The following is an 18,864-nucleotide window of genomic DNA, read 5'->3' as shown; positions in this document are numbered from 1 at the left end:
GCTGGCCGCTGATTGCGGTCAGCCTCGCTGGTTATGCGCAAGATTCTAGATCTCGACCTTACCGCCAACGAAAACGTCATCGGCCTTCGGGAACGTCGGCAAGTCATCCTCCACCTCGGGCTTCACCTTGTATAGCTCGAAGGAAAGGTCGGATCCCTCAAGCCCTGCGGCCTCAAAGATGATCTTCAAGGCTTCGATCTTTGTGGAGGTAGAGCTTCCTGCATTGAAGTAGATGCCTTCGCCCACCTTGAACGGATGCCCGTCCTGCTTCCAGGAGAAGTAGCGCCCAGGGAAGTCAGATCCTTCCGGCACGAACTTATGGAACACTACAGGGTCCATCTCGTAAACCATGGACAAGACGCCGCAGATCATCTCAGCCCAGTTCTTCGTTGTGAAACGGGAGCCCATGAAGGTGTATGCGGCGATCTTGCGGCCCGAGAAGTCGAAGTCGTCGTCAAGCTCGTGCTCGTCGTAGACGTCGTTGCTCCACTCGAAGTCTGAGGAGATCATCGGCCACAATGAGAGGAACTTCTCGCGCATAAGCTCGTCGCGCTCCTCAAGCTGCTTCTCTCCCCACACGTCCTGCAGGCTCACGTACTTGTTGATTCTAAAGCCAGAGTCCTTGAAGCCGTCCTCCATGTCTCTCTTCTCGACGAATCTCCTGTTGCTGTACTTGGAGTTGTACGCCGTCAGGGTCAGGTTGGCCATGCTGTTCAACCAGCGTTCATGGATTGCCTCATGGTCCTCACCGAGGTCAGCCAACCAGCTGCTCGAAAGCGTCTGGGGCATGAGGTGCTCGACGCTGAACACCTCGTCGCGCAGGTTCTCGACGACGTTCACGTACTCCAGACTGTCGCCGTTCTCGAGTCGGTCGTACAAGTAGTACCTGTAGCCGCCGATACGGTAGAAGTCGCGCTCCGCGTAGGCGGCGATGAACTCCTTGTCGTCCGGGAAGTGGCCGCTGCCCTCCTTGGACAGCAGAACCTTCTTTAGAACTTCCGGATAGCAGCCGTCTTCCTTGACGCCGCGCATGACCTCTCCGTGAAGTGTCTCGAAGGCTTTGTTCAATGCATTCGCGGGAACCTTGCAGACCCAGCGTCGGAACAGGTAGCTCTCCACGGCGAGAAGTGATGCCACGACCTCGTTGTCACTCACGTCGCCTTGCCTTCTGCATTCGAAAAGATTGAGCGAGTACGGACGCATAACGGATGCGTCGAGCAGGTTGAGACGTCTGAGAACGGCGTCGATCTTGTGGTTGCCCGAGCTCGCCTTCGTGATGACGCGGTAATGGTCCGAGTATTTGAGCAACTCTGCAAGCAGCTCAGCGGTGTCGAATCCCTGGCTCTTCACATAGTCCTTGAAGGTGGTGTAGACCTTCTTGATCGCAGGCGTCTTCCTGCGGATGGCCGCAAGCCAGTCCCTAGCGAAGGAGCTCACCTCGTAGCCGGTGTTCTTCTCGATTCCGTTCCAGTACTTCTCGTAGCAAATCTCCTGGGTCTCAGGGTCGAGGCCCATCAGGATGAAGTTCCTAATCTTGTCACCTTCGCTCAAATCAAGGCCTGTCGAGTTGAGGCTCTCGAAGATTCTCTGAGCATCGTCCTCCTTGTCGAGCTTGATGTCGATGATCATCAGCTTCTCGATGGCGCCCTTCAGTTGGTCCGCATCCAACTGCGACGCCTTAATGCGATTGCAGAAGAAGAGGTAGTTCTGGGTGACGTTTGAATTCTGGACGAACTTGTCCGGATCGCCGGCGTATACGGCCTCGAAGGCTGCCTGGTCGTCCTTGATCAGCTTGAGCTTCAGCTTCCTCTCGGACTTGTGCCATTTGTCGATCAGATACTCCTCGTTAACCATGTCGGCAAGGCTCTCGTCTTCGGAGGTTATCCCGCCGTCGCGAAGCTACTTAACTAACGCAAGGAGAAGAAGGTAGGAAGTGGTGATACGCTGCTGGCCGTCAATGATTACGCGGACGTCTCCGTCGGCCTTGGAGACGATGCTGCCGAAGAAGTGCGATTCCCCGCCCTCATGAACCAGCTCCTCGAGGTCGTCGAACAACTGCTTGCACTGCTCAAGCTTCCAGTCGTAATTGCGCTGGTACACAGGTATGACGAATCTCGTTTTGGTCCCCTCGAGGAGATTCAGTAGATATCTTTCTTCGCCCTTCATTGAGCCTCCTAGATAATTCTTGCTAGACGCGGGAGAGAGTCAAAACTCCAGCTGCCGCCAATAATGCGGTAGGCATTTTGGCGTTTCGGGTTATTACTGTCGTTGCACCAAATCCAATACACGAGAGCTTCAAGGAGTTCCATCCTTGCCGCTTGCCTATCTTCTTTAGACAGTTCTTTTTCGGAATCAAGTTTGATATACGAGCCCCAGGTCGCATCCATAAAGTCCATCGCACTATCGCTGAGAGCGAAGGTATCGTACAAGGTCTGAATATCAAATTGCTGAGTCACCGATTTATAGGAATCGGGGTCTACGGTTTTAAGAGCAAGCATAACTGGAGCAAGCCCAGCATCGGCAAATGCGGAAATCCAGTCGTTCCCAAAGCCATTGCGGCTCTCTATCACCTGCGGACGAACCCTCAATAGCTCCGTAAGGTACCTATTCGTATCTCTCATTGTCATTGAATATGCTTCGGTTAGGTCATATGCGATGACATCAAATCGATTGGAAGTCTTCAGTAGTCCGGATACCTGCAAATGCTTGGACGCGTCGACCTTTCTTAATGGGACCGAGAGATCGTAAAAGCGAGACAAATAGCGCTGACCGTCGAATTCCTGACCATACATCCCCTCAACAACATGGGACAACTGAGCGGAGTTGACCGAGTAAACAACAACTACGCGCTCGTCAACAAAAAGGTTCTTCAACTGCTCGAGCACTCTCATGGCGAAAGAAGGACGACACCGATCGAGCTCGTCGATTAGGAGAAGCAGGGTGTTCGCTTTTTCAGGAAGCACGGAGTCTACCAGCCGCGAAACAGACAGCCTGAGCGATTCCCTCTCTCGATAGGCTTCTATCAAATCTTTTCCGGTAAAGGCTTCTCTTAAAGTACTGAAGCCACTTCGGCCAAATATGCCAAGAATCGCGTCCAACGAACCGGCAATTTTTTCAGAAGCTTCCGTATCGCTTCTGAAAGAAGCGCTCATGTCACCCTGCAGGGCTATTGCAGCAGCCAACGAAGGCAGTGGGTCATCCCAATGATCATTTTCCCAGGCGTTGTAGTAAACGGGCAAATATCCATCCAGGCTCGAAAAACGCGCAAGTGGCGCGTCTTCTGCCATCAAATCCGAAAGATCGCCAGGCGACCCTATGAAGGGATTTGACTCTTCAAGCAGGCAGATTAGCTGCTTTACGAAAAAGGTTTTTCCGCTGCCCCACTCCGCATCAAGAAACAGCGAGAATCCCCCCTCAAGGGAATCAAGAATCCCGGCAAACTCTATTAGGTCCGTGTTGCGCCCGAGCTGATCGTCACGCATGCACTTAACCAACACGTTTCTATCAGGGACTGCATCTATTCTTCTCACAGCGGCTATCCAATCTGCAAGATACCCTGGTAGAAGGTTCCGGGGAACACCAGCTTGCGGTATGGCTTCTTTTTCTTGTCATCGTTGTCGAATGCGATGGCGATGTAGGAGTCGTCAAGGTCGAGCACCTCGCCATAGCCAAACGCCTTATGGAACACCAAAGAACCGGGCTCGATAGAGGCGAGCTGTTCCTCGCTGATTCCCTGTGGCTCGTCCTTGGGCTCGACCTTCTCTGGATAGCCCTTGATCCACCATGCGCTGCGATTGTCCGTGGCATTGCCGCCACGGAGGCTGTACTTGAACTCAGCGCCCTGTTCCTTGAGCTCCTTCATAAGGGCATCAAGCTCGCCGCCACCGATTACCCACAGGCAACCGTCGGATTCGCGCAGGTCAATAGGCTTGGCATTCGCCTTCTCGAGCTGCTCGATGATCCAGTCGCGCTTTGCGGGCTTGGGCTCGACAGCGCGCTTCTCAGCAGGAGCTGCAGTCTTTGCAGCTGGTTTTTCTTTGCGCACAACGGGCTGCTTCTTCGCAGGCTTGGGTTCAGAAGACACTTTCTTGGCGAAGCCCTCAGGCGTAACCATGGATTCTTCTTGAGCAAGCTCGAGGTACTCGTACTCGGAGAGGCTGGTGTCGAACAGACCGACGCGCTCGCCCTCGTGCTTGTTGATGCCGGTGTAGGACAGGCTGGAGTCCTCGTAGCGGCGGAACTTGTAGACAGCGTCGTTCATGAGGCCGTCGTTGAACACGCCGAGCGTGGTGAGCAGCTCGAAGTCCTTAACATCCAGGCCCATGACCTTCTTGAACAAGCCGGGCTCCAGCTGGGTGATGACATCCTTGAGCGTCTCCTCGCGGTAGTCGGTGAGATACATGAAGACAGGGATGCGCGTGGCGAACTTGATCAGCTTCTCCTGGATTTCCTTGCGCTTGGACTTGAACTCCTTTTCCTCGTCGGAGAGCTCCTTCTTCTCCTTCGGAGTGAGCTTCTCAGCCTCCTTGCGCGCCTTCTTCACCGCCTCGGACTTGTTGATAATGGTCTCGATGTCTTGATTGAGGTTACGGAAGCCCTCAATGCTCATCAGCGCGTTGATAGCTTCCTCGTTGGCGAGCAGGCGCCACAACGTGTCGTTATCCACGTTGACCAGAAGCGCACTCTCCCAGTGTCGTGCGAGCAGCGTGGCGCTGGTGCCGGCCATAGCAATGTCGAGGATGTCGGCTGCAGAGACCTGCCTCATGGCGCTTCCGTCATATGCGAGCACAGGCAGGAAATTGATGAACTCGCCCACCTTCTGCTCGGGTCCCGTCTCCTGAATGGAGAGGCGGCAGCTGTAGTCGGAGACCATGCGCAGCGCGCGGTCCAGAGCGAAGTCGAAGACGTAGCACTCGTTCTTTACGATTTCGCGCTCATCACCTTCGCCAATAGTCCAGGGGCTCTGGACGCGGAAGGTGCTCTGGAAGTAGGCTTCCGGCGTGCCAATGCCGGTAAGCATGAAAATGCCTGTCCAAGGCTTGACCGTAACGCCGGTGGTGAGCTTGCCACACGTGAGCGTAATGGTCTTGGAGTCCAGCGGATTCTCCATGGATTCTTGAACCTTGTCGAGCGCGGCCGCACCGATGCCCGCCTCCGCTCCTGCGCAGACGTTCACCGTGTAGTCGTGGTAGAAAGCATTTTGGGGTTCCTTGAGAAGGTTTGCCATGGCATGGCAGCTATTGACCCTCGGAAGGTACCAAAGAGTATGGTTCAACACGTTAAGCAACGGAACATGGCTAAACGGTACAGGAGGCTTCTCCGCACCCTGCTTCAGGTTATCCAAGGTGGTAGCTGAGTAGGCGCCACGAATAAGGTCGAGCCACTTCTGCACGTACTCCTTGAAGACGAACTCGGCTTCCGCACCCTTGCCCTCTGCCTCGAAGAACGCGTTCAGATCGAAGGAATCGTACTCCCCGCCGCGAGCGATGCTCACGATCTCGTCTGGCATCTGGTAGGTCATGAGGACCATGCGCGGCAGGGTGATGTAGGGGTTGGGCTTGCCGGGGTTAACCTTATCCCAATTCCCCTTCTCGCGCTGCTCGTCGGAGTAAGTCCAGTTGAAGATCTGCTCTTCGATAAGCTCGCCAGAATTCAATGCGCGGAACGGAGTACCCGAGAGGAACAGGTAGTAATCGGTCTCGATAGGCAACCAGGACTCATCATAACCATCACCGGTGTTAGATGCTTCGGCCGTGCTCTTCTCGTCATCGTCGTCAAGGGCAAAGAGGCTCTTTGAGTTTTCGTTCCATGCTCCGAAGTGATATTCGTCAAAAACGACGAGGTCCCAGTGCTCGAGGTGCACCCACTCGTTGCGTGGCTTGATGCTGCCAGTGTTCTTATCCTTGCCGAGAAAGTCCTGGAAGGAACCGAAGCAGACGATTGGCCTGTTAAAGTCTGCGTCCTCGTATTGGAGGCCCTCGCGGGTAACGAACTGCCAACCCTCGAAATCTACGTGACGAGCTAAGTCGTCATGCCATGCGCTGCGGACAGCGGGCTTGAAGGTAAGCACCAGCACACGCTTGAAACCCATTTTTTTAGCCAGCTGATAGGTGGCAAAAGTTTTACCAAAACGCATCTTAGCGTTCCAGAGAAACTTTGGAGTACGTGCAGGGTTCTCAGCGTTAATCGACCTGAAGTAAGCAATGGTCTTGTCGACGGCAGCTTCTTGCTCGGGACGCATGGAAAAGTCCTGGTCGCGCTTTTCGATGTTCTCCTTGCGATCACGAACAGCAATCCATGCTGCACGAACGTCTGAAGCTGAGCACTTAAACCACTCGGTTATTTTTCCGTCTTTATCCCTGAGTCTCCTATAACCCATGCGAACAAGTGCGTCATGGACTTCATGGTCCATGAATGAGGTGCCGTCATTGCGAACCGCAGGCTCCGAGAAAACGATAGAGAACGGTTTTTCTCCGGGCTTTAGTGTTGGATATTGATCGGCTACACGTTGCTCAACATCGACGGACGTATAGCCAACTTTCAGCATCCCGTCATATGCAGGATTCGAATCCGAATAGGCATAAATGTACGGTTTCGAATCAGGTTTTTGGGGGAAATATGTCTCAAGCATTGCCATCACTTATTCCATCGAGTGAATCAGAGAGTTAATAAACGCTACGTTCTCATCGCTTAATGCGAATTGCGAATATAGCTTTTCCTCAGAAATTGGGGTAGCGAAGTCAACGCAAGGAACAAAGCAGAATTTATCCTTATTCAGGTTAATCGAGGAGAGCGTTTGCGAAACGAGCAGTCTCGCGAATTTCGTTTTGAGATAAGCGGCGAGGTTATCTGCTTCTTGCTCGGTCGAGAATTTTCCGCATATTAAATACGAGTCAGTACAGACTTCACCCGGTTTCAAAACCTCGATCTTTGACAGAACTCTTAACTTGCCTTCTTTATCTGGCTCGCCAGCATGCTCATAAGTAATACGACTAATAAGAACCTTGTAAGCGTCAATCAACTCAAAACCTTTTTCAACGCTTGAACGAGGAACGTAGCTTCTGCCTTTGGACGAAACCATAAGGACGTCATCTGGGGATTGCGTTTCCGCGCCACGAGTTGATGTCGGGAGGCCAAACGGATTACGTGAAGTAACCTCCGCCGACAGAAATCCTAGATTATCGGTTTTGCACTTCGAAACAATTTTGTGAATAATCTCAACGGCCTCGTTGTACCGAACAAACGAGTCAAACTCATTTAAAGATCGAACCATTGTTGTAGTCTTACCGCCCAAGTTTGTAGTGAACCCGCATTCGCCTTCATGATCTCTATCCCAAAGGAAATAGTTCACACCGCCGCTTACGCTGTTTTGCGGAAAGCAATCTTTCGCATTAATGTAATCAACAATTTTTCTGATTCTTTTGTCATTCATCATGGTGCCGCGGAAAGAATCGAGCCCCTTTCCTCCGGAGAACTACCTAGATGGAGTAATCATCACCAGATAGCGCGGATTGAGTTTGATAGCCTGCTCAATAAAGCGATGGTAAATCGGGCTCGCGCTAGCACCATTTCCGCCATCGCTAAGTTGGTAGGGAGGGTTGCCAATAACAACATCGAACTTCATATCAAACACTCTTTCAGGATTATCTAGATGAATGAATTCATACGCGTATGATTCAAGAGCCTCATCGCGGTTGTATTCCGACTCAGTAGCTCCACAGTATTTACAACGTCCACCAGACCAGGTGTGATCAAGATGTTTGTAGTCAATATTCCCTTCAGGGTTATCGAACCTAACCACCGAATAAACGCTAGTCGGATACTTCGAGCAATAAACGCTGCGGCGAGAAAGCAAGCTGGTTAGTTCAGTGATTGCCATACCATAAAGCTGATTCTTAAAGATATGCTCTAATCGCTCTTCCAAGTTTGGGAACTCGCCCTCAAGGCCGTCGATAAGACGCTTTGCGATCTCCCTCAGAAACACGCCCGACTTACAAGCGGGATCCAGGAAGGTTGCGTCTGGGTCTGACCAAAGTTCCTCAGGTAGAAGGTCCAGCATTTGGTTTGCAACCTCGGGCGGCGTAAAGACTTCATCGTTACTCAGGTTCGCTATGCAGCTGAGCACGTCCGGGTTGTACGTTGTTTCAAACAGACTACTCATAGTCCACCACCTCGTAGAAGCTTGTCAGCGGGTACTCCTTGATAGGAAGAGGGATGTATGTCTGAGTTTCCTCGTCAAACTCCCACTCCGTGGTTGCATTACCACTTGAGCCGAAAAGACTCATGGTCTCTCCGTGGTCGACATTACCTTCAAGCATCTCGTCGAGCCTGAAGTCGCGGCGTTTTACCTTGATACCCATAGCCATGGACCACTCAGTGAAGATGATTGGCTCTCCATCGTCCTGAAGAAGAGTCAGAGCGTCGCCACATAGAATATTGCGCTCGATCACATATCGGATTGCCAGTAGGAACTTCGGGTTCGGCTTTTTCTTGCAGACGCGCATGTACTCGCATTCAACGATGTCGTAGAGGCGGTCGCGACAGTCCGCCGCATTGTCCTGAAGCAGCTCGACTCCGTAGATGCTGCCAACTGCCACGAAGCAGTATTTCTCGTATTCACTCACGCTTTTGCCGTAGCGCTGCTTCACAACGGCAAGCTTTCGGCGGAGAATCTCCGCCAGGAAGTTGCCGTCGCCGCACGCCGGCTCGAGGAATCGCGAGTCGATGCGCTCGGTCTCTTGCTCGACCATGTCAAGCATCGCGTTAACCTCGCGCTCGTTCGTGAACACCTCGCCGTGGTCGGCTACGCGCTCTTTTGACTTAACTTGACTCATTCTTCAATCAGTCCCTTAAGGTAATTCTTATATTCGTCAACCAGGCTTTGCGGCCCGGCGATCTTCACTGTGTTTCCCATGCCCGCGATCCAGCCGAAGAACTGCTCGCTCTTGCGGACCTTCACGAAGGCCTTGGCGGTCTCGTCATCGACCTTCGAAATCTCGGCACCATCGCCGAAGCGGTCCAGGACGATCTCGACCTTATCCGCCCTCACCTCGAGCCTGGCTGTTACCTCCTCGCCACTGAACCGACCGAAGCGCTCGTACTTGTCCTCATCGTAGACATGATGGTCTATCTCGGCGTTTCGCGAGGCCTGACTATCGGACACCCTGGCCTTTCCCATGCGGTCCAGGCGGTACTCCACCATGTTTTCGTGGTCGTCGTCCCAGGCGGTAAGGTAGTAGAAGCCGTCCGCATAGGCGATGCCCACCGGAGTGACAACGTGCGGCCTGCCGTCCCTGGTCGCACACCTCTCGCCATCGGCATCTCTGCGGTAGTAGGTGAACTCCACCTTGCGGCGAAGCCTCATGGCATCGTGGATGACATCGACGTTTCCGAAGACGCAGTCTGCCTTCGTCTTGATGCGGCCCGGAACGTGGATGCGCCTCTCAAGCAGCGCCCTCTCGTGGTCGCTTGCTAGAAGTTTGATGTTAGTGACAAGCGCATTGCTCTGCCGCACCGTGAGCGCCTTGCTGGATTGCACAGCGTCGACCATGAGCATGAGCTCGGGGAGCTTGAACTGGCGCCGAATCAGCGCGTACTCCACTGGGTTCCTCTGGTAGGAGCGGATGTCACATCCGAACTCTCTGAGCACCTCGATATCGCGGTAGACGCTCTTGCGCTCCGCCTTGATATCGAACTGCTCCAGCCTCTCTATGATCTGCCTCATCGACAGCCCGTGCTCGGCGTCGGTCTCCTCCTCGAGGATCTGCTTCACGTAGAGGGTCTTGAGCTTGGCCTTGTTGTTGTACGTCACGGGACGACCACCGCCTCGGATACCCCGAATTGTCGGACAAACTCCATCTCTCCATTCTACTGCAAACCCGGCGTTTCTGAAATGAGGGGTGTCCCATAGTGTCGCCTCGAGGTCCCAGCGGTAGCACGCTCCGAGCGGGGGCTTCTCGCCAGTTCCCCACGACCTCCGACGCAACTGCCCCGCCCTGCTTTCCTTATTCCCCGCACGTTCGCACGGAACCCGGGCACCGCCCAAGGGCCGCGATACTTTTCCGATTTCTTTCGGCAGTGGGAGGGAGGTTCCCACTCCTGCCGAAAAAAACCGCTGCGCTTCGGAAAACTAGCGCCGAGGGTTTTCATCTTCTGCCTTCGGTTTCGCTTTACTCCCTTGAGCGGACCCGGAACCCATGCGTCCTCCGTGTCACAAAACAAGCCACAGGGGCGAGCCTAGGACTTATGGAGGTCATACCATGAAGAACTTGAACGAGAAGGCAATCGCCGCAGCCGAGAGGTTCCTGGACCGCAGGGGCTACGAGATCCTCGACACCAACTGGGAGGCGCCCGACGGATTCGGAACCGTCGACATCATCGCAGCCGACGAGGACACCATCGTGTTCGTCGACGTCGAGGCGACCCGCGGCACCGACGGCTTCCCCGCCGAGGAGAACGCCCGAGGCAAGCGCGAGGCCCTCGCCGCCAAGTGGCTCGCGGAGAACCCCGAGCGCAGCGACACGGCCATCAGGTTCGACGCCATCTCGATGATGGTCGTGAGCGAGGACCGCGCCCTCCTGCGCCATCACATCAACCAGCTATCCACCGCACCCGAGGAGGAGTAGCGACCTCCGCTCCTCCCTCGGAGGAGGCCGGGCACCCTTCGGGGGGCCCGGCTTTTCGTTTACCCGCTCCCCGAGCCCATGCCCATGGATCTCCGCAGCGCACCTTTCCTCCTTACATCGTACATAATCGTACGTTTTATGGTAAGATTCATTTGTCGGACAAAAATGTACGATTATGACCTGACGGTCACTGCGCAAGGGATCTTCCACATCACCTCCGCGCAGGATACAAGAAGGAAAGGGATTTCCATGCGCACGATAGCCATATCCAACTACAAGGGAGGCGTGGGCAAGACGACCACCGCGGTCAACCTCGCCAGCATATTCGCCTCGCAAGGGCTCAGGGTACTGTTGATCGACCTCGATCCGCAGGCATCCGCCACAGACTACTTCGGCCTCTATGAACGTGCCGCTGCTGAGGGCAAGACTTCGATCGGTTTGCTCTATGGCGGCATGCCGGTATCCGAGGTTGCCTACCAGACCGCCGAGGACAACCTCTGGGTAGTCCCCTCCACCATCGAGCTGGTGGACCAGAACGAGCTGCTGCTCCGTGAGCAGCGCCTGAAGTTCGCGCTCGACGACGCGGCGCCGGACTTCGACATCTGCCTCATAGACTGCTCGCCGGTCATGAAAAGCCTCGCCTTCAACGCCTATTTGGCGGCAGCCGACGGCGGCATCGTCGTCATACCGGTGAAGCTCGACTCCACCGTCATGAGGGGCACCGCGCTCACCGTCGAGGCCACCAAGTCCATCGCGGAGGCCCTGAGGATGCCGACGCCCCGGTTCAAGATACTGAGAACCTGCGTGCCGGGCCGCATGACCAACGCCGAGTCCACGGGCGCGCAGGTGCTGGACAGGTTCTTCCCCGAGTCCCAGTTCTCAACGGTCATCCACGCCTCATCGAAGGTGTGCGAGGGCAGCTGGCAGTGGATGCCCGTCACCGCGTTCGAGCCCGGCAGCAGGCCCGCGCTCGACTACGCTGCCTTAGCGAAAGAGGTGCTCGATGAGCTCGGCTAGAAACATCGCAGAGGGCTTCTCCATCACGGGCCTTCTGGACGAGTCGTCGAGGACCAGGGAGCGCTACCCCGTCGTCGAGATCGACGTCTCGACGATCGCAGACCATCCCGCCAACGTCGCCTACTCCATGGACAGGGAGGCAATCCGAAAGCTCGCCGCATCCATCGCCGAGAGCGGCCTCACCGACATCCCGTTGGTGCGCAAGATGGCAGACGGCTCATGGCAGATGATCTCGGGACACAGGCGCAAGGCCGCGTTTGCATTGCTTGCGGAGAGCGATTCCGCCTACGCGAAGATGCCCTGCCGCATCATCGAGAGAATCAGCGACGAGCAGGCCATCACGCTCCTTCACACCGCCAACTACTTCGTGAGAGCCCTCACCGTCAGCGAGAGGGCCGCGGCAACGAGCGCGTTGGGGCTTGAGGTCAAGCGCCTGCGCGATACGGACGAGTCGTACAAGGGCAAGCGCACCGAGGACATCAAGGCCGAGATCATCGAGAGCCAGACCGGGCGAAAGGTCTCCGGCAAGACCATCCAGCGCGAGGAGCGCATGGCCCGAAAGATTGAGAGCTCGCTCTCTCCTGAATGGGCACGCGAGGCGAACGCCGGCAACCTCACCGGCGAGGCGATCGACACCTTGGCGGAGATGCCGTTACAGAAGCAGGCCGAGCTCTACGACGCCAAGTCGCGCGGCTGCGTCACCAAGCGACAGCTCTCCGACTACGTGAAAGAGCAGACAAGCGGCACCCGCACGGCCGACTCGAGGCTTGCCAAGGCGGGCAACCTCATCGCCTCGTACCTCGAGAACCCGCCCAGGAACGTCAGCAGCCTCGACCTTTCCGAGCTCGAGAAGATAGCCGCCCTGACCGCTCGTTTCGGCGGCAAGGGCAAAAGATGCGCGCCTGATGCCCGCAGGGCGTTAGGCGCCAAATCCAGCAAGTAGCCTATGGCGTCAGACAAAGTCCTGACGCTTCATGGCACTTGCTCCAGGCACGTTGGAGCAACTTTGTCGCGAGCTATGCAAAGGCTCGCTCCGGGGTACGCCTGGAAGGAACAGGCAGCCGCAGACTGATAAAAAGCGGCTTGCCTGGCGGGGGATCCCCCGCGCCCCTTAATTGAGAAAACCACTACCCGCGCAAGACGCGGAGAACCATAGGAGACAACCATGGCAAAGAAGATCAACAAGGAGCAGAGGCTCACTTTCCGCATGGCCCAGGATGACTACGAGAAGCTCGAGCAGCGCTGCACGGAGGCCGGTCTCAGCAAGTCCGAGTACCTGCGATACCTTGTCCGCATCCCGCTGGCAACCGAGGAGAATCCCGAGTCCGAGCACTGCATCCTTCTCGACCGCAAGGCCCTGAACGCGATGTCCAGGGAGCTCACCAGGTGGGGTTATCACTACAACCAAGCGGTGCATGCGATGAACTCCATCAACTACTACGTGGCACGCGGCACCATCGACCGCGACTACATCGGAACCAAAGCCGAGGAGATCGAGGTGGAGCTCGTTACCGTGAACAGGAATGCCGAGAGACTCGTCTATGAGCTCGGGCAGATCCAAAGCCTTGCTCTGGTGACGGACCGATAATGCCGATCCTGAAGCCGATATCCGGCCATGGGTCGACGGCGGGAATCCGCCGGTACCTCGAGAAGAACGGGCGTGCTTTAGCTAGGGACTTCTTCAACCTCTCATGGGATGAGAGGGAGATGGAGCACGCCGATGGAGGCATGAAGGAGCTGGTCCTCTGGGACGTCGAGATGGACTCGACCCGCGAGGCATACGGCAACGACGAACCCTGGCACGGAAAGCCCGCAAGGACTTTCAAGCACTTCGTCTTATCCCCAGACCCCGATGACGACATCGACCTGAACAAATTGAGGGAGCTATCGAAGGAATGGGCGCTGAAATACTTCCCCGATCACGAGATAGCCATCGTCTACCACGATGACAACGCCAAGGGGATTCCCCACGCGCACATCGTAGTCAACAACACCAATCTGGTAACGGGCAGGAGGATGCACACCGAGCATCCGGAGGACCTGAACAGGGCCTTGCAGGACATGGCGCGAGAGCGCGGTCTTTCAGGCTTGTCAAACCAGAAGAAGCCCACGGATAGCAAGGTCTCAACGACCGAGAAGAATAAAGTTAATCATCCGCGAACCAGGCAGAACGTCTACTTGGGACGGCAGGAAAAGGAGATCGCGAAGGCTGGCGGGTACACATGGGTCGGCGACATCAGATCCCGAGTCGCCCTGGCGAAGACGACGGCAACGAGCGAAGCGGAGTTCTTCGGGATACTCGACGCATTGGACGTGCACGTTGCCGACAACTCCGAGAAGGCACGCCGCGACGATTGGATCTTCTCCCTTGCCGACGAGCCCTCGAAGAAGGTTTCCGGAGAGAGGCTCGGGTTCACGTACGGCAAACAGATGCTGCAACGACGCTTCGAAAGGTCAACGTCGTACAGGCCGACCGAGAAGACGGTTGAGGAGATAAGAAAGCGCGCAGAAAGCGCCGTCGAGCTCAACGACCTCGATGACCTCTCAAAGCTCTCCGCAGCGCTTGAGACCTGTGCCAAGTTCGACATCGAGTCCATGGAGGAGTTCGACGCCCGCCTTACCACCCTTTCCCGGCGAGGGCAGATCGGAAGCGAGGGCGCCAAGAGGCTCATGCAGGCAAAGGGCTACATGGCCGAGCACAAGCTCATGCCACAGCAAGTCAGGTATGAGAACAGGCAAGAGGAGCTCGTCGACAGGCGCAGGTCCAGGACAAGCCAGGAAGATCAGCGTAGCCAGGCGGCAAGGCAGCGCGAGCAGCAGCGAAGGAGGAACCAGCGATGAACGTGAGGATCACGTACCCAGGCGGGCGGATAGACGTGTTCGACACCTCTGCATACGTCGCAAGCGCACCTTTTGACGGCAAGAACATACTCACGGATTTCGAGATCTGCCTCGACGGCATCGAAGAGGAAGGTCTCTGGCTGGTAGCCAACTACTACGCAGCCAAGGCCGAGTACAGGGAAGGCTCGACAGGAATCCCGGCGGCAAGGCGCTCGCGAGGATGGAAGTTCCTGCTTGCCACCGCGGATGAGGCGAAGAACCTCTGCGATGTGACCATCGACGGAGAGATGGTGGTGGCAAGGATCAGCGACTCGGTCTGCAACATGAGGGAGTTCGAGTCCGCCGCCCTCATGAGGATCGGAGCCTCCAACGACGGCGTGCTGGAGCGAATAGCGAAACTCCATGTCTTCATGGCGCTGGAGCTGAAAGAAGAAACGCCGGCGATCCCAGGGATACCGGCGGAAGTGGTCGAATACGCGCTGAGCACGACCGAGGCGCAGCCTGAGAAAGGTGACAAGAGAGTCGTTTCAGAGGATTGGGGTGATATGGATGAAGTTGATTGGTAAGTGCATCTCAGGGTTCATCAGATGGCTGATCAAGGCCGTCTTCAGGTTCATGTAAGATACGGCCTATGGAGGCACTCATGAAAATCAAAGAAGAGACTGATGCATACGTCGAAGAGCGTTCTGCGATTTTGGCAGAGTCGCTTGCCAGACTTCGGACAGAAGCAGGCCTGTCCGTTGCGGAGCTTTCGTGGAAAAGCGGCGTTTCCGCCTCTACCATCAGGCGAATCGAAAAGGGTGATGCGAATCTACGCGTTACTACCCTGTTCGACATCGCAACCGCTCTTGGCGTCAATACAGGCAGGCTCGTCTCCACCAAAGAGGAATGGGGAGAACACATGAGCGAGAAGTCTTAAACTCGAACCTATGCATTCAATTATGCTTCGTTACGAAGTCGGTCAAAGAGAGATTGCAACACTTTGGCACCTAGTCCAGAAACGACCAGGTGCCTCTTTGTTAGCTGACAGGAAGTTCTGCGTCCTCTTTGTCATCCCGATTCAAGGATTCAACAGCACTTTCGCAAGCGAGAATTCCCTGCTGAATTGCAGTAGCCCCAGAATCGAGCTTGGCATCACGTCTCCTTGAATACGCCTTGAAAAACTCAGAGTAACGTGCCCCCACCTCAATGAGCTCGGCTTCCTGAATGGATGGGTCAACAGCAAACATCTCATCAGGAAAGCGAACGTCAGGGTCGGGGTTTGTGAGACAAATCAAAAGATCCCTGTAGGACCCATCATCGTCAATCTGATAGTCCTTGCCATCAATCTCAACCGTTACAGCTTTAGAGCTACTCACTTTTATCATCGTTGTCACCAACCTGGAAATCGTATTTGTAAAGTCTCATCTTCAGGAAGCGTTCGCCACCGTCGAGCACTTCGGAAATAAATTCCTTTGCCGGGCGCCCATTTATTACGCCCGACGAATAGCTAATGATTGATCCGTCGTTTTCAGCCATCACGATGTTTCTCGCATCGCCGTTAATGATCACAGGCGCTGAATGGCTTACAACGAATACCTGCACCTCTTTCTTCAGCCGTTTTATTCTGTTCACAAGGACATCACTGATTGTCGGCGTATCAAGGTTGTCTTCAGGCTGGTCGAAGACTACATAATCGTATCCACCCGATGACAACCCATCATTCAAGAGCAGCTTCAGCAATGCCTGCGCCTGCATTCCAGGAGACATCTCTTTTACAGGCGTCCTATTGATGGATACATCAATCTCGAAATCGCAGTTCTTCAACAAATCGCTTTTTATGTTCGCAAACACCTTTTCAAGAACAGCTGAGGCACTTGTGCAGTTTCGAATTTTGTTCTTATTGAGCAGCTCTTGTTTTGCCTTTTCGAGATCGGAGCACATGAGCACAAAGCGGACGATTGCGTCCGTGCGGTCAATGCCATTTTTCAGCTGCAGTTGGAACGAATCCTCATAGGAAATCGTTTCTGCAATAGTGAGTCCAATCTCCACCTCATCCTCGTCAGCTTGATACGTATTTGTCGGAATTGGACGAAGCATAGATGCTACAGATTGTTTCAACTTCTCCTCGGATGCCTTGATGTTTATTCTCAAATCGAGCAAATCATCAAGCAGCTCGTTAGCCTCACTAAGGTTTCGGTCGTAATTGTGCGTTCCCAGGGCGTACTGCATGTTTGTCCTGATGAGTTCATCTTTAAAGCATTCAACCAGGTACTCTCTGGTCGAAAAAGGTTCCGCCATCAATATGCCGACCGCAGTTGTAATATCATTGAGACCATCAGAAGCTTCCTTGAGGGAAGCAGCCACCTGCTCTATCCTCGCATTCAATGCGTTTACAAGAAGAGTTGATTCCGGAAGCGACGTTTCTATACGAAGCGCTGAGATTTTCTCCTCAAGCTCCCCGACCTTATCTCCAAGCTGCTTAGACTGCTCGCCCATGTTATTGATGACGGAGCGATTTGCTGCAATTGAAGGAGCCTCCTTTATCGAAATACCATTCGGCCTTGCTTCCTGGAGCGAATCAGGTCGTTTCAAGGAACCTTGATGCTTTTCCACAAAGGCATTGGAAATCTCCTTTAGGTAATCGAGTTGCTCCGCTACGTCGGCATAGTGCAAGTCAGAAGCAGTTTTTGCCGACTCTTTCATTGTCTTGAGACGGGACTCGAGGAAAGGGACCGACTTGTAATCAGACTTGTCGAAAACAACGCCCAATTCGCCTTGCTTTACATAGAGGCAATTTGGCAAATTCTTCGAATATGCCCCACCCTTCATCCGAAAGCGGACTGACTCAGGGTCCACGTATTTTTCGTAGCCTTCGCCGACCTTTCCTGAGAGAATCCTTGCGAGCATGGACTTTCCACTGCCTCTGGATCCGACGATTCCATTGTAGCTGGGGGCGAATTCCAGCTCGCATCCAGTCGGATTGCCGCTCTCATCAAGCAAGTTAAACTTAATCGATTCAAGATAGGCGTTCAGGTTTGACTGTGGATTACTTCGGGATTCGTCGGAGGTGACAATTCGGCTCTGAGGATCTGTGATTGCAAGATTGAATGAGTCGATGTCGCCGTCGAAGTCTACCCAGGTGAAAGCGGTGCCGATTTTTGCCAAGGATTTCGCATCACTGCAGAAAAACCTGCAAACCATAGTGTTGAGATCTGTTTCGAAGAAATCCGAAATGGGCTTGCTCTTTTTGCCTCCTTCGATGGCGAGATGCTGATTGTAGTAAAAGAGGCTGTGCTTGAACTTGTCGTTTCCACCTTGTCCGTTTTTCAGATAACCGGAGAGGTTTCGCCGATTGTCTCCTTTGCTTTCATGGAACGTGAAGAAGTGCTTCAAATCGCCCATTTCGCGCTGTACGTCATTAAAGTAAAACGCCTTTCCAACAGATAGAGCTGAAATTTCCTTAGCCGTCTTGCCTTCCCTTTGTTGAGCGGATATGCCGATTCGGTCAAGCAGGCGGCACACCGCATCCTTAAGCTTCTGGGCGTCCACCAAGTCGCACCAAATAATTCCGTGGAAGTAATCCGTTGAAGGAGACACTACCAAATTGTGCTTCACACGAGTGCCTTCATCGATTTTGACATTCAATTCGACGCCGGCGAGAAGCGTCTTCCCCCTTGGCGCAAGCACTGATGACAGTCGATTCATCAAGTCGACGTCAACAGAGTTGTGATCCGTGATAGCTATTACGTCCAAATCAGATTGCAACAGGGCCTCTTTAAAGCTCTCATACGAATATGATCTGCTTTCGCAGGAGCTAGAGTGGACGTGCAAATCGCATCTTTTATATGTCTGCACTGGTCCTACCGTTCCCTCACGCGACGCTGGCTGCGTGAGCAAATTTAATATCGTTGTTTGTTTGAATAATTATATCACCCGTTGATTGGCTTACAAAAAGAGGGCAACGTTTTTGGCGTTGCCCTCTTTGTTATTGGTCCGATGCTTGTTTCAGGATCTTTGTAGCGACTTGCAGTACGGCATCGACCTGTTCCTTGTCATATTGTATCGATGACGCGCTGGCAGCCTCGTCTTCAAGATCGTTGTCGAGCAGCTCCCCGAAGGTGGCGCCTCCAAACTGCTCCACCGCGAGCTTCTCGACGGCTTCGATGAACTCCTCGCACCTCTCTGCGGGAATGGCGACTCCTCCGAGAACCAGGGGCTCGGCATCGGTCTCGTACATGTCCGTGATGATCAATGTCTTGGACAGCTTCGAGTAATCCCTTTCAGTCATTAGAACCTCCAAACCTTTCAAGCGCATTCTACCAGTTTAGGCAGGTAGATAGCCTTGTTCCGCTAATCCCACTCGTCGTCACGCAGGGCACCGACCCTGATGCAGCTGTAC

Annotated in this window: 15 protein-coding genes and 2 pseudogenes; 7 read left to right on the top strand and 10 right to left on the bottom strand. The window is 54.3% G+C overall.

The annotated features are described in order from the left end of the window. Window positions 1–45 precede the first annotated feature (45 nt). The 7 genes and pseudogenes from HMPREF1008_RS10730 to HMPREF1008_RS01490 all read right to left on the bottom strand — a co-directional run bounded on the left by HMPREF1008_RS10730 (window position 46) and on the right by HMPREF1008_RS01490 (window position 9,811). Window positions 46–1,032 (bottom strand): HNH endonuclease family protein, encoded by a 987-nt coding sequence (locus tag HMPREF1008_RS10730; protein WP_232202868.1) that lies wholly within the window; start codon window positions 1,030–1,032, stop codon window positions 46–48. Between the two features lie 498 nt (window positions 1,033–1,530). Next, window positions 1,531–2,166, bottom strand: a pseudogene (locus tag HMPREF1008_RS10725) (DUF262 domain-containing protein); the annotation flags it as partial. An 8-nt stretch (window positions 2,167–2,174) separates the two neighbouring features. After that, complete coding sequence (locus tag HMPREF1008_RS01510) at window positions 2,175–3,482, bottom strand: P-loop NTPase fold protein (protein ID WP_156797577.1); 1,308 nt, start codon at window positions 3,480–3,482, stop codon at window positions 2,175–2,177. Between the two features lie 53 nt (window positions 3,483–3,535). Then, window positions 3,536–6,637, bottom strand: a complete 3,102-nt coding sequence (locus HMPREF1008_RS01505; protein ID WP_198003137.1) for a GIY-YIG nuclease family protein — start codon at window positions 6,635–6,637, stop codon at window positions 3,536–3,538. A gap of 3 nt (window positions 6,638–6,640) precedes the next feature. Beyond that, window positions 6,641–8,059, bottom strand: a pseudogene (locus HMPREF1008_RS10570) (Eco57I restriction-modification methylase domain-containing protein). Window positions 8,060–8,153: 94 nt separating this feature from the next. Continuing rightward, entirely contained in the window at window positions 8,154–8,834 is a 681-nt protein-coding gene (locus HMPREF1008_RS01495; RefSeq protein ID WP_009278080.1) for a hypothetical protein, read from the bottom strand. Beyond that, window positions 8,831–9,811, bottom strand: a complete 981-nt coding sequence (locus tag HMPREF1008_RS01490; RefSeq protein ID WP_009278079.1) for a YafY family protein — start codon at window positions 9,809–9,811, stop codon at window positions 8,831–8,833. Before HMPREF1008_RS01490 ends, HMPREF1008_RS01495 begins: the two co-directional genes overlap by 4 nt. A 448-nt stretch (window positions 9,812–10,259) precedes the next feature. On the opposite strand from HMPREF1008_RS01490, the gene HMPREF1008_RS01485 reads away from it, so the two are divergent. The 7 genes from HMPREF1008_RS01485 to HMPREF1008_RS01455 all read left to right on the top strand — a co-directional run bounded on the left by HMPREF1008_RS01485 (window position 10,260) and on the right by HMPREF1008_RS01455 (window position 15,402). Beyond that, window positions 10,260–10,625, top strand: coding sequence for a YraN family protein (locus HMPREF1008_RS01485; RefSeq protein ID WP_009278078.1), 366 nt, complete (start codon window positions 10,260–10,262; stop codon window positions 10,623–10,625). A gap of 249 nt (window positions 10,626–10,874) precedes the next feature. Beyond that, window positions 10,875–11,642, top strand: a complete 768-nt coding sequence (locus HMPREF1008_RS01480; protein ID WP_040656685.1) for a ParA family protein — start codon at window positions 10,875–10,877, stop codon at window positions 11,640–11,642. Continuing rightward, complete coding sequence (locus tag HMPREF1008_RS01475; protein ID WP_009278076.1) at window positions 11,629–12,585, top strand: ParB N-terminal domain-containing protein; 957 nt, start codon at window positions 11,629–11,631, stop codon at window positions 12,583–12,585. Before HMPREF1008_RS01480 ends, HMPREF1008_RS01475 begins: the two co-directional genes overlap by 14 nt. A 222-nt stretch (window positions 12,586–12,807) precedes the next feature. Continuing rightward, window positions 12,808–13,230 (top strand): hypothetical protein, encoded by a 423-nt coding sequence (locus HMPREF1008_RS01470; RefSeq protein WP_009278075.1) that lies wholly within the window; start codon window positions 12,808–12,810, stop codon window positions 13,228–13,230. Beyond that, on the top strand, window positions 13,230–14,483 hold the full coding sequence (locus HMPREF1008_RS01465; protein ID WP_009278074.1) for a relaxase/mobilization nuclease domain-containing protein: 1,254 nt from the start codon (window positions 13,230–13,232) through the stop codon (window positions 14,481–14,483). The genes HMPREF1008_RS01470 and HMPREF1008_RS01465 overlap by 1 nt, the downstream gene beginning before the upstream one ends. Further along, the gene (locus HMPREF1008_RS09755; RefSeq protein WP_009278073.1) at window positions 14,480–15,049 is read left to right on the top strand and encodes a hypothetical protein; all 570 of its coding nucleotides are present in this window, start codon (window positions 14,480–14,482) and stop codon (window positions 15,047–15,049) included. The genes HMPREF1008_RS01465 and HMPREF1008_RS09755 overlap by 4 nt, the downstream gene beginning before the upstream one ends. A 77-nt stretch (window positions 15,050–15,126) precedes the next feature. Next, window positions 15,127–15,402 (top strand): helix-turn-helix domain-containing protein, encoded by a 276-nt coding sequence (locus HMPREF1008_RS01455; RefSeq protein ID WP_009278072.1) that lies wholly within the window; start codon window positions 15,127–15,129, stop codon window positions 15,400–15,402. Between the two features lie 100 nt (window positions 15,403–15,502). Here the strand turns inward: HMPREF1008_RS01455 and HMPREF1008_RS10390 are convergent, their stop codons facing one another. The 3 genes from HMPREF1008_RS10390 to HMPREF1008_RS01445 all read right to left on the bottom strand — a co-directional run bounded on the left by HMPREF1008_RS10390 (window position 15,503) and on the right by HMPREF1008_RS01445 (window position 18,753). Then, window positions 15,503–15,850: a hypothetical protein gene (locus HMPREF1008_RS10390; RefSeq protein ID WP_198003135.1), complete on the bottom strand. Its 348-nt coding sequence runs from the start codon at window positions 15,848–15,850 to the stop codon at window positions 15,503–15,505. Then, window positions 15,834–18,230: a hypothetical protein gene (locus tag HMPREF1008_RS01450; RefSeq protein WP_009278071.1), complete on the bottom strand. Its 2,397-nt coding sequence runs from the start codon at window positions 18,228–18,230 to the stop codon at window positions 15,834–15,836. The genes HMPREF1008_RS10390 and HMPREF1008_RS01450 overlap by 17 nt, the downstream gene beginning before the upstream one ends. Before the next feature lie 220 nt (window positions 18,231–18,450). Beyond that, a complete protein-coding gene (locus HMPREF1008_RS01445; protein WP_009278070.1) occupies window positions 18,451–18,753 on the bottom strand; it encodes a hypothetical protein in 303 nt (100 codons plus the stop codon). Window positions 18,754–18,864 lie beyond the last annotated feature (111 nt).

Source organism: Olsenella sp. oral taxon 809 str. F0356 (assembly GCF_000233535.1).
GTDB lineage: Bacteria > Actinomycetota > Coriobacteriia > Coriobacteriales > Atopobiaceae > Olsenella_I > Olsenella_I phocaeensis.
This window is presented reverse-complemented; position numbering and strand designations above follow the sequence as displayed.

Bases quoted from the DNA above. Each gene is read 5' to 3' on its own strand.
- HMPREF1008_RS10730 (WP_232202868.1), bottom strand. From the start codon at position 1,032: ATGCGCGGCGTCAAGGAAGACGGCTGCTATCCGGAAGTTCTAAAGAAG.
- HMPREF1008_RS01510 (WP_156797577.1), bottom strand. From the start codon at position 3,482: ATGCGTGACGATCAGCTCGGGCGCAACACGGACCTAATAGAGTTTGCC.
- HMPREF1008_RS01505 (WP_198003137.1), bottom strand. From the start codon at position 6,637: ATGGCAATGCTTGAGACATATTTCCCCCAAAAACCTGATTCGAAACCG.
- HMPREF1008_RS01495 (WP_009278080.1), bottom strand. From the start codon at position 8,834: ATGAGTCAAGTTAAGTCAAAAGAGCGCGTAGCCGACCACGGCGAGGTG.
- HMPREF1008_RS01485 (WP_009278078.1), top strand. From the start codon at position 10,260: ATGAAGAACTTGAACGAGAAGGCAATCGCCGCAGCCGAGAGGTTCCTG.
- HMPREF1008_RS01480 (WP_040656685.1), top strand. From the start codon at position 10,875: ATGCGCACGATAGCCATATCCAACTACAAGGGAGGCGTGGGCAAGACG.
- HMPREF1008_RS01475 (WP_009278076.1), top strand. From the start codon at position 11,629: ATGAGCTCGGCTAGAAACATCGCAGAGGGCTTCTCCATCACGGGCCTT.
- HMPREF1008_RS01470 (WP_009278075.1), top strand. From the start codon at position 12,808: ATGGCAAAGAAGATCAACAAGGAGCAGAGGCTCACTTTCCGCATGGCC.
- HMPREF1008_RS01465 (WP_009278074.1), top strand. From the start codon at position 13,230: ATGCCGATCCTGAAGCCGATATCCGGCCATGGGTCGACGGCGGGAATC.
- HMPREF1008_RS09755 (WP_009278073.1), top strand. From the start codon at position 14,480: ATGAACGTGAGGATCACGTACCCAGGCGGGCGGATAGACGTGTTCGAC.
- HMPREF1008_RS01455 (WP_009278072.1), top strand. From the start codon at position 15,127: ATGAAAATCAAAGAAGAGACTGATGCATACGTCGAAGAGCGTTCTGCG.
- HMPREF1008_RS10390 (WP_198003135.1), bottom strand. From the start codon at position 15,850: ATGATAAAAGTGAGTAGCTCTAAAGCTGTAACGGTTGAGATTGATGGC.
- HMPREF1008_RS01445 (WP_009278070.1), bottom strand. From the start codon at position 18,753: ATGACTGAAAGGGATTACTCGAAGCTGTCCAAGACATTGATCATCACG.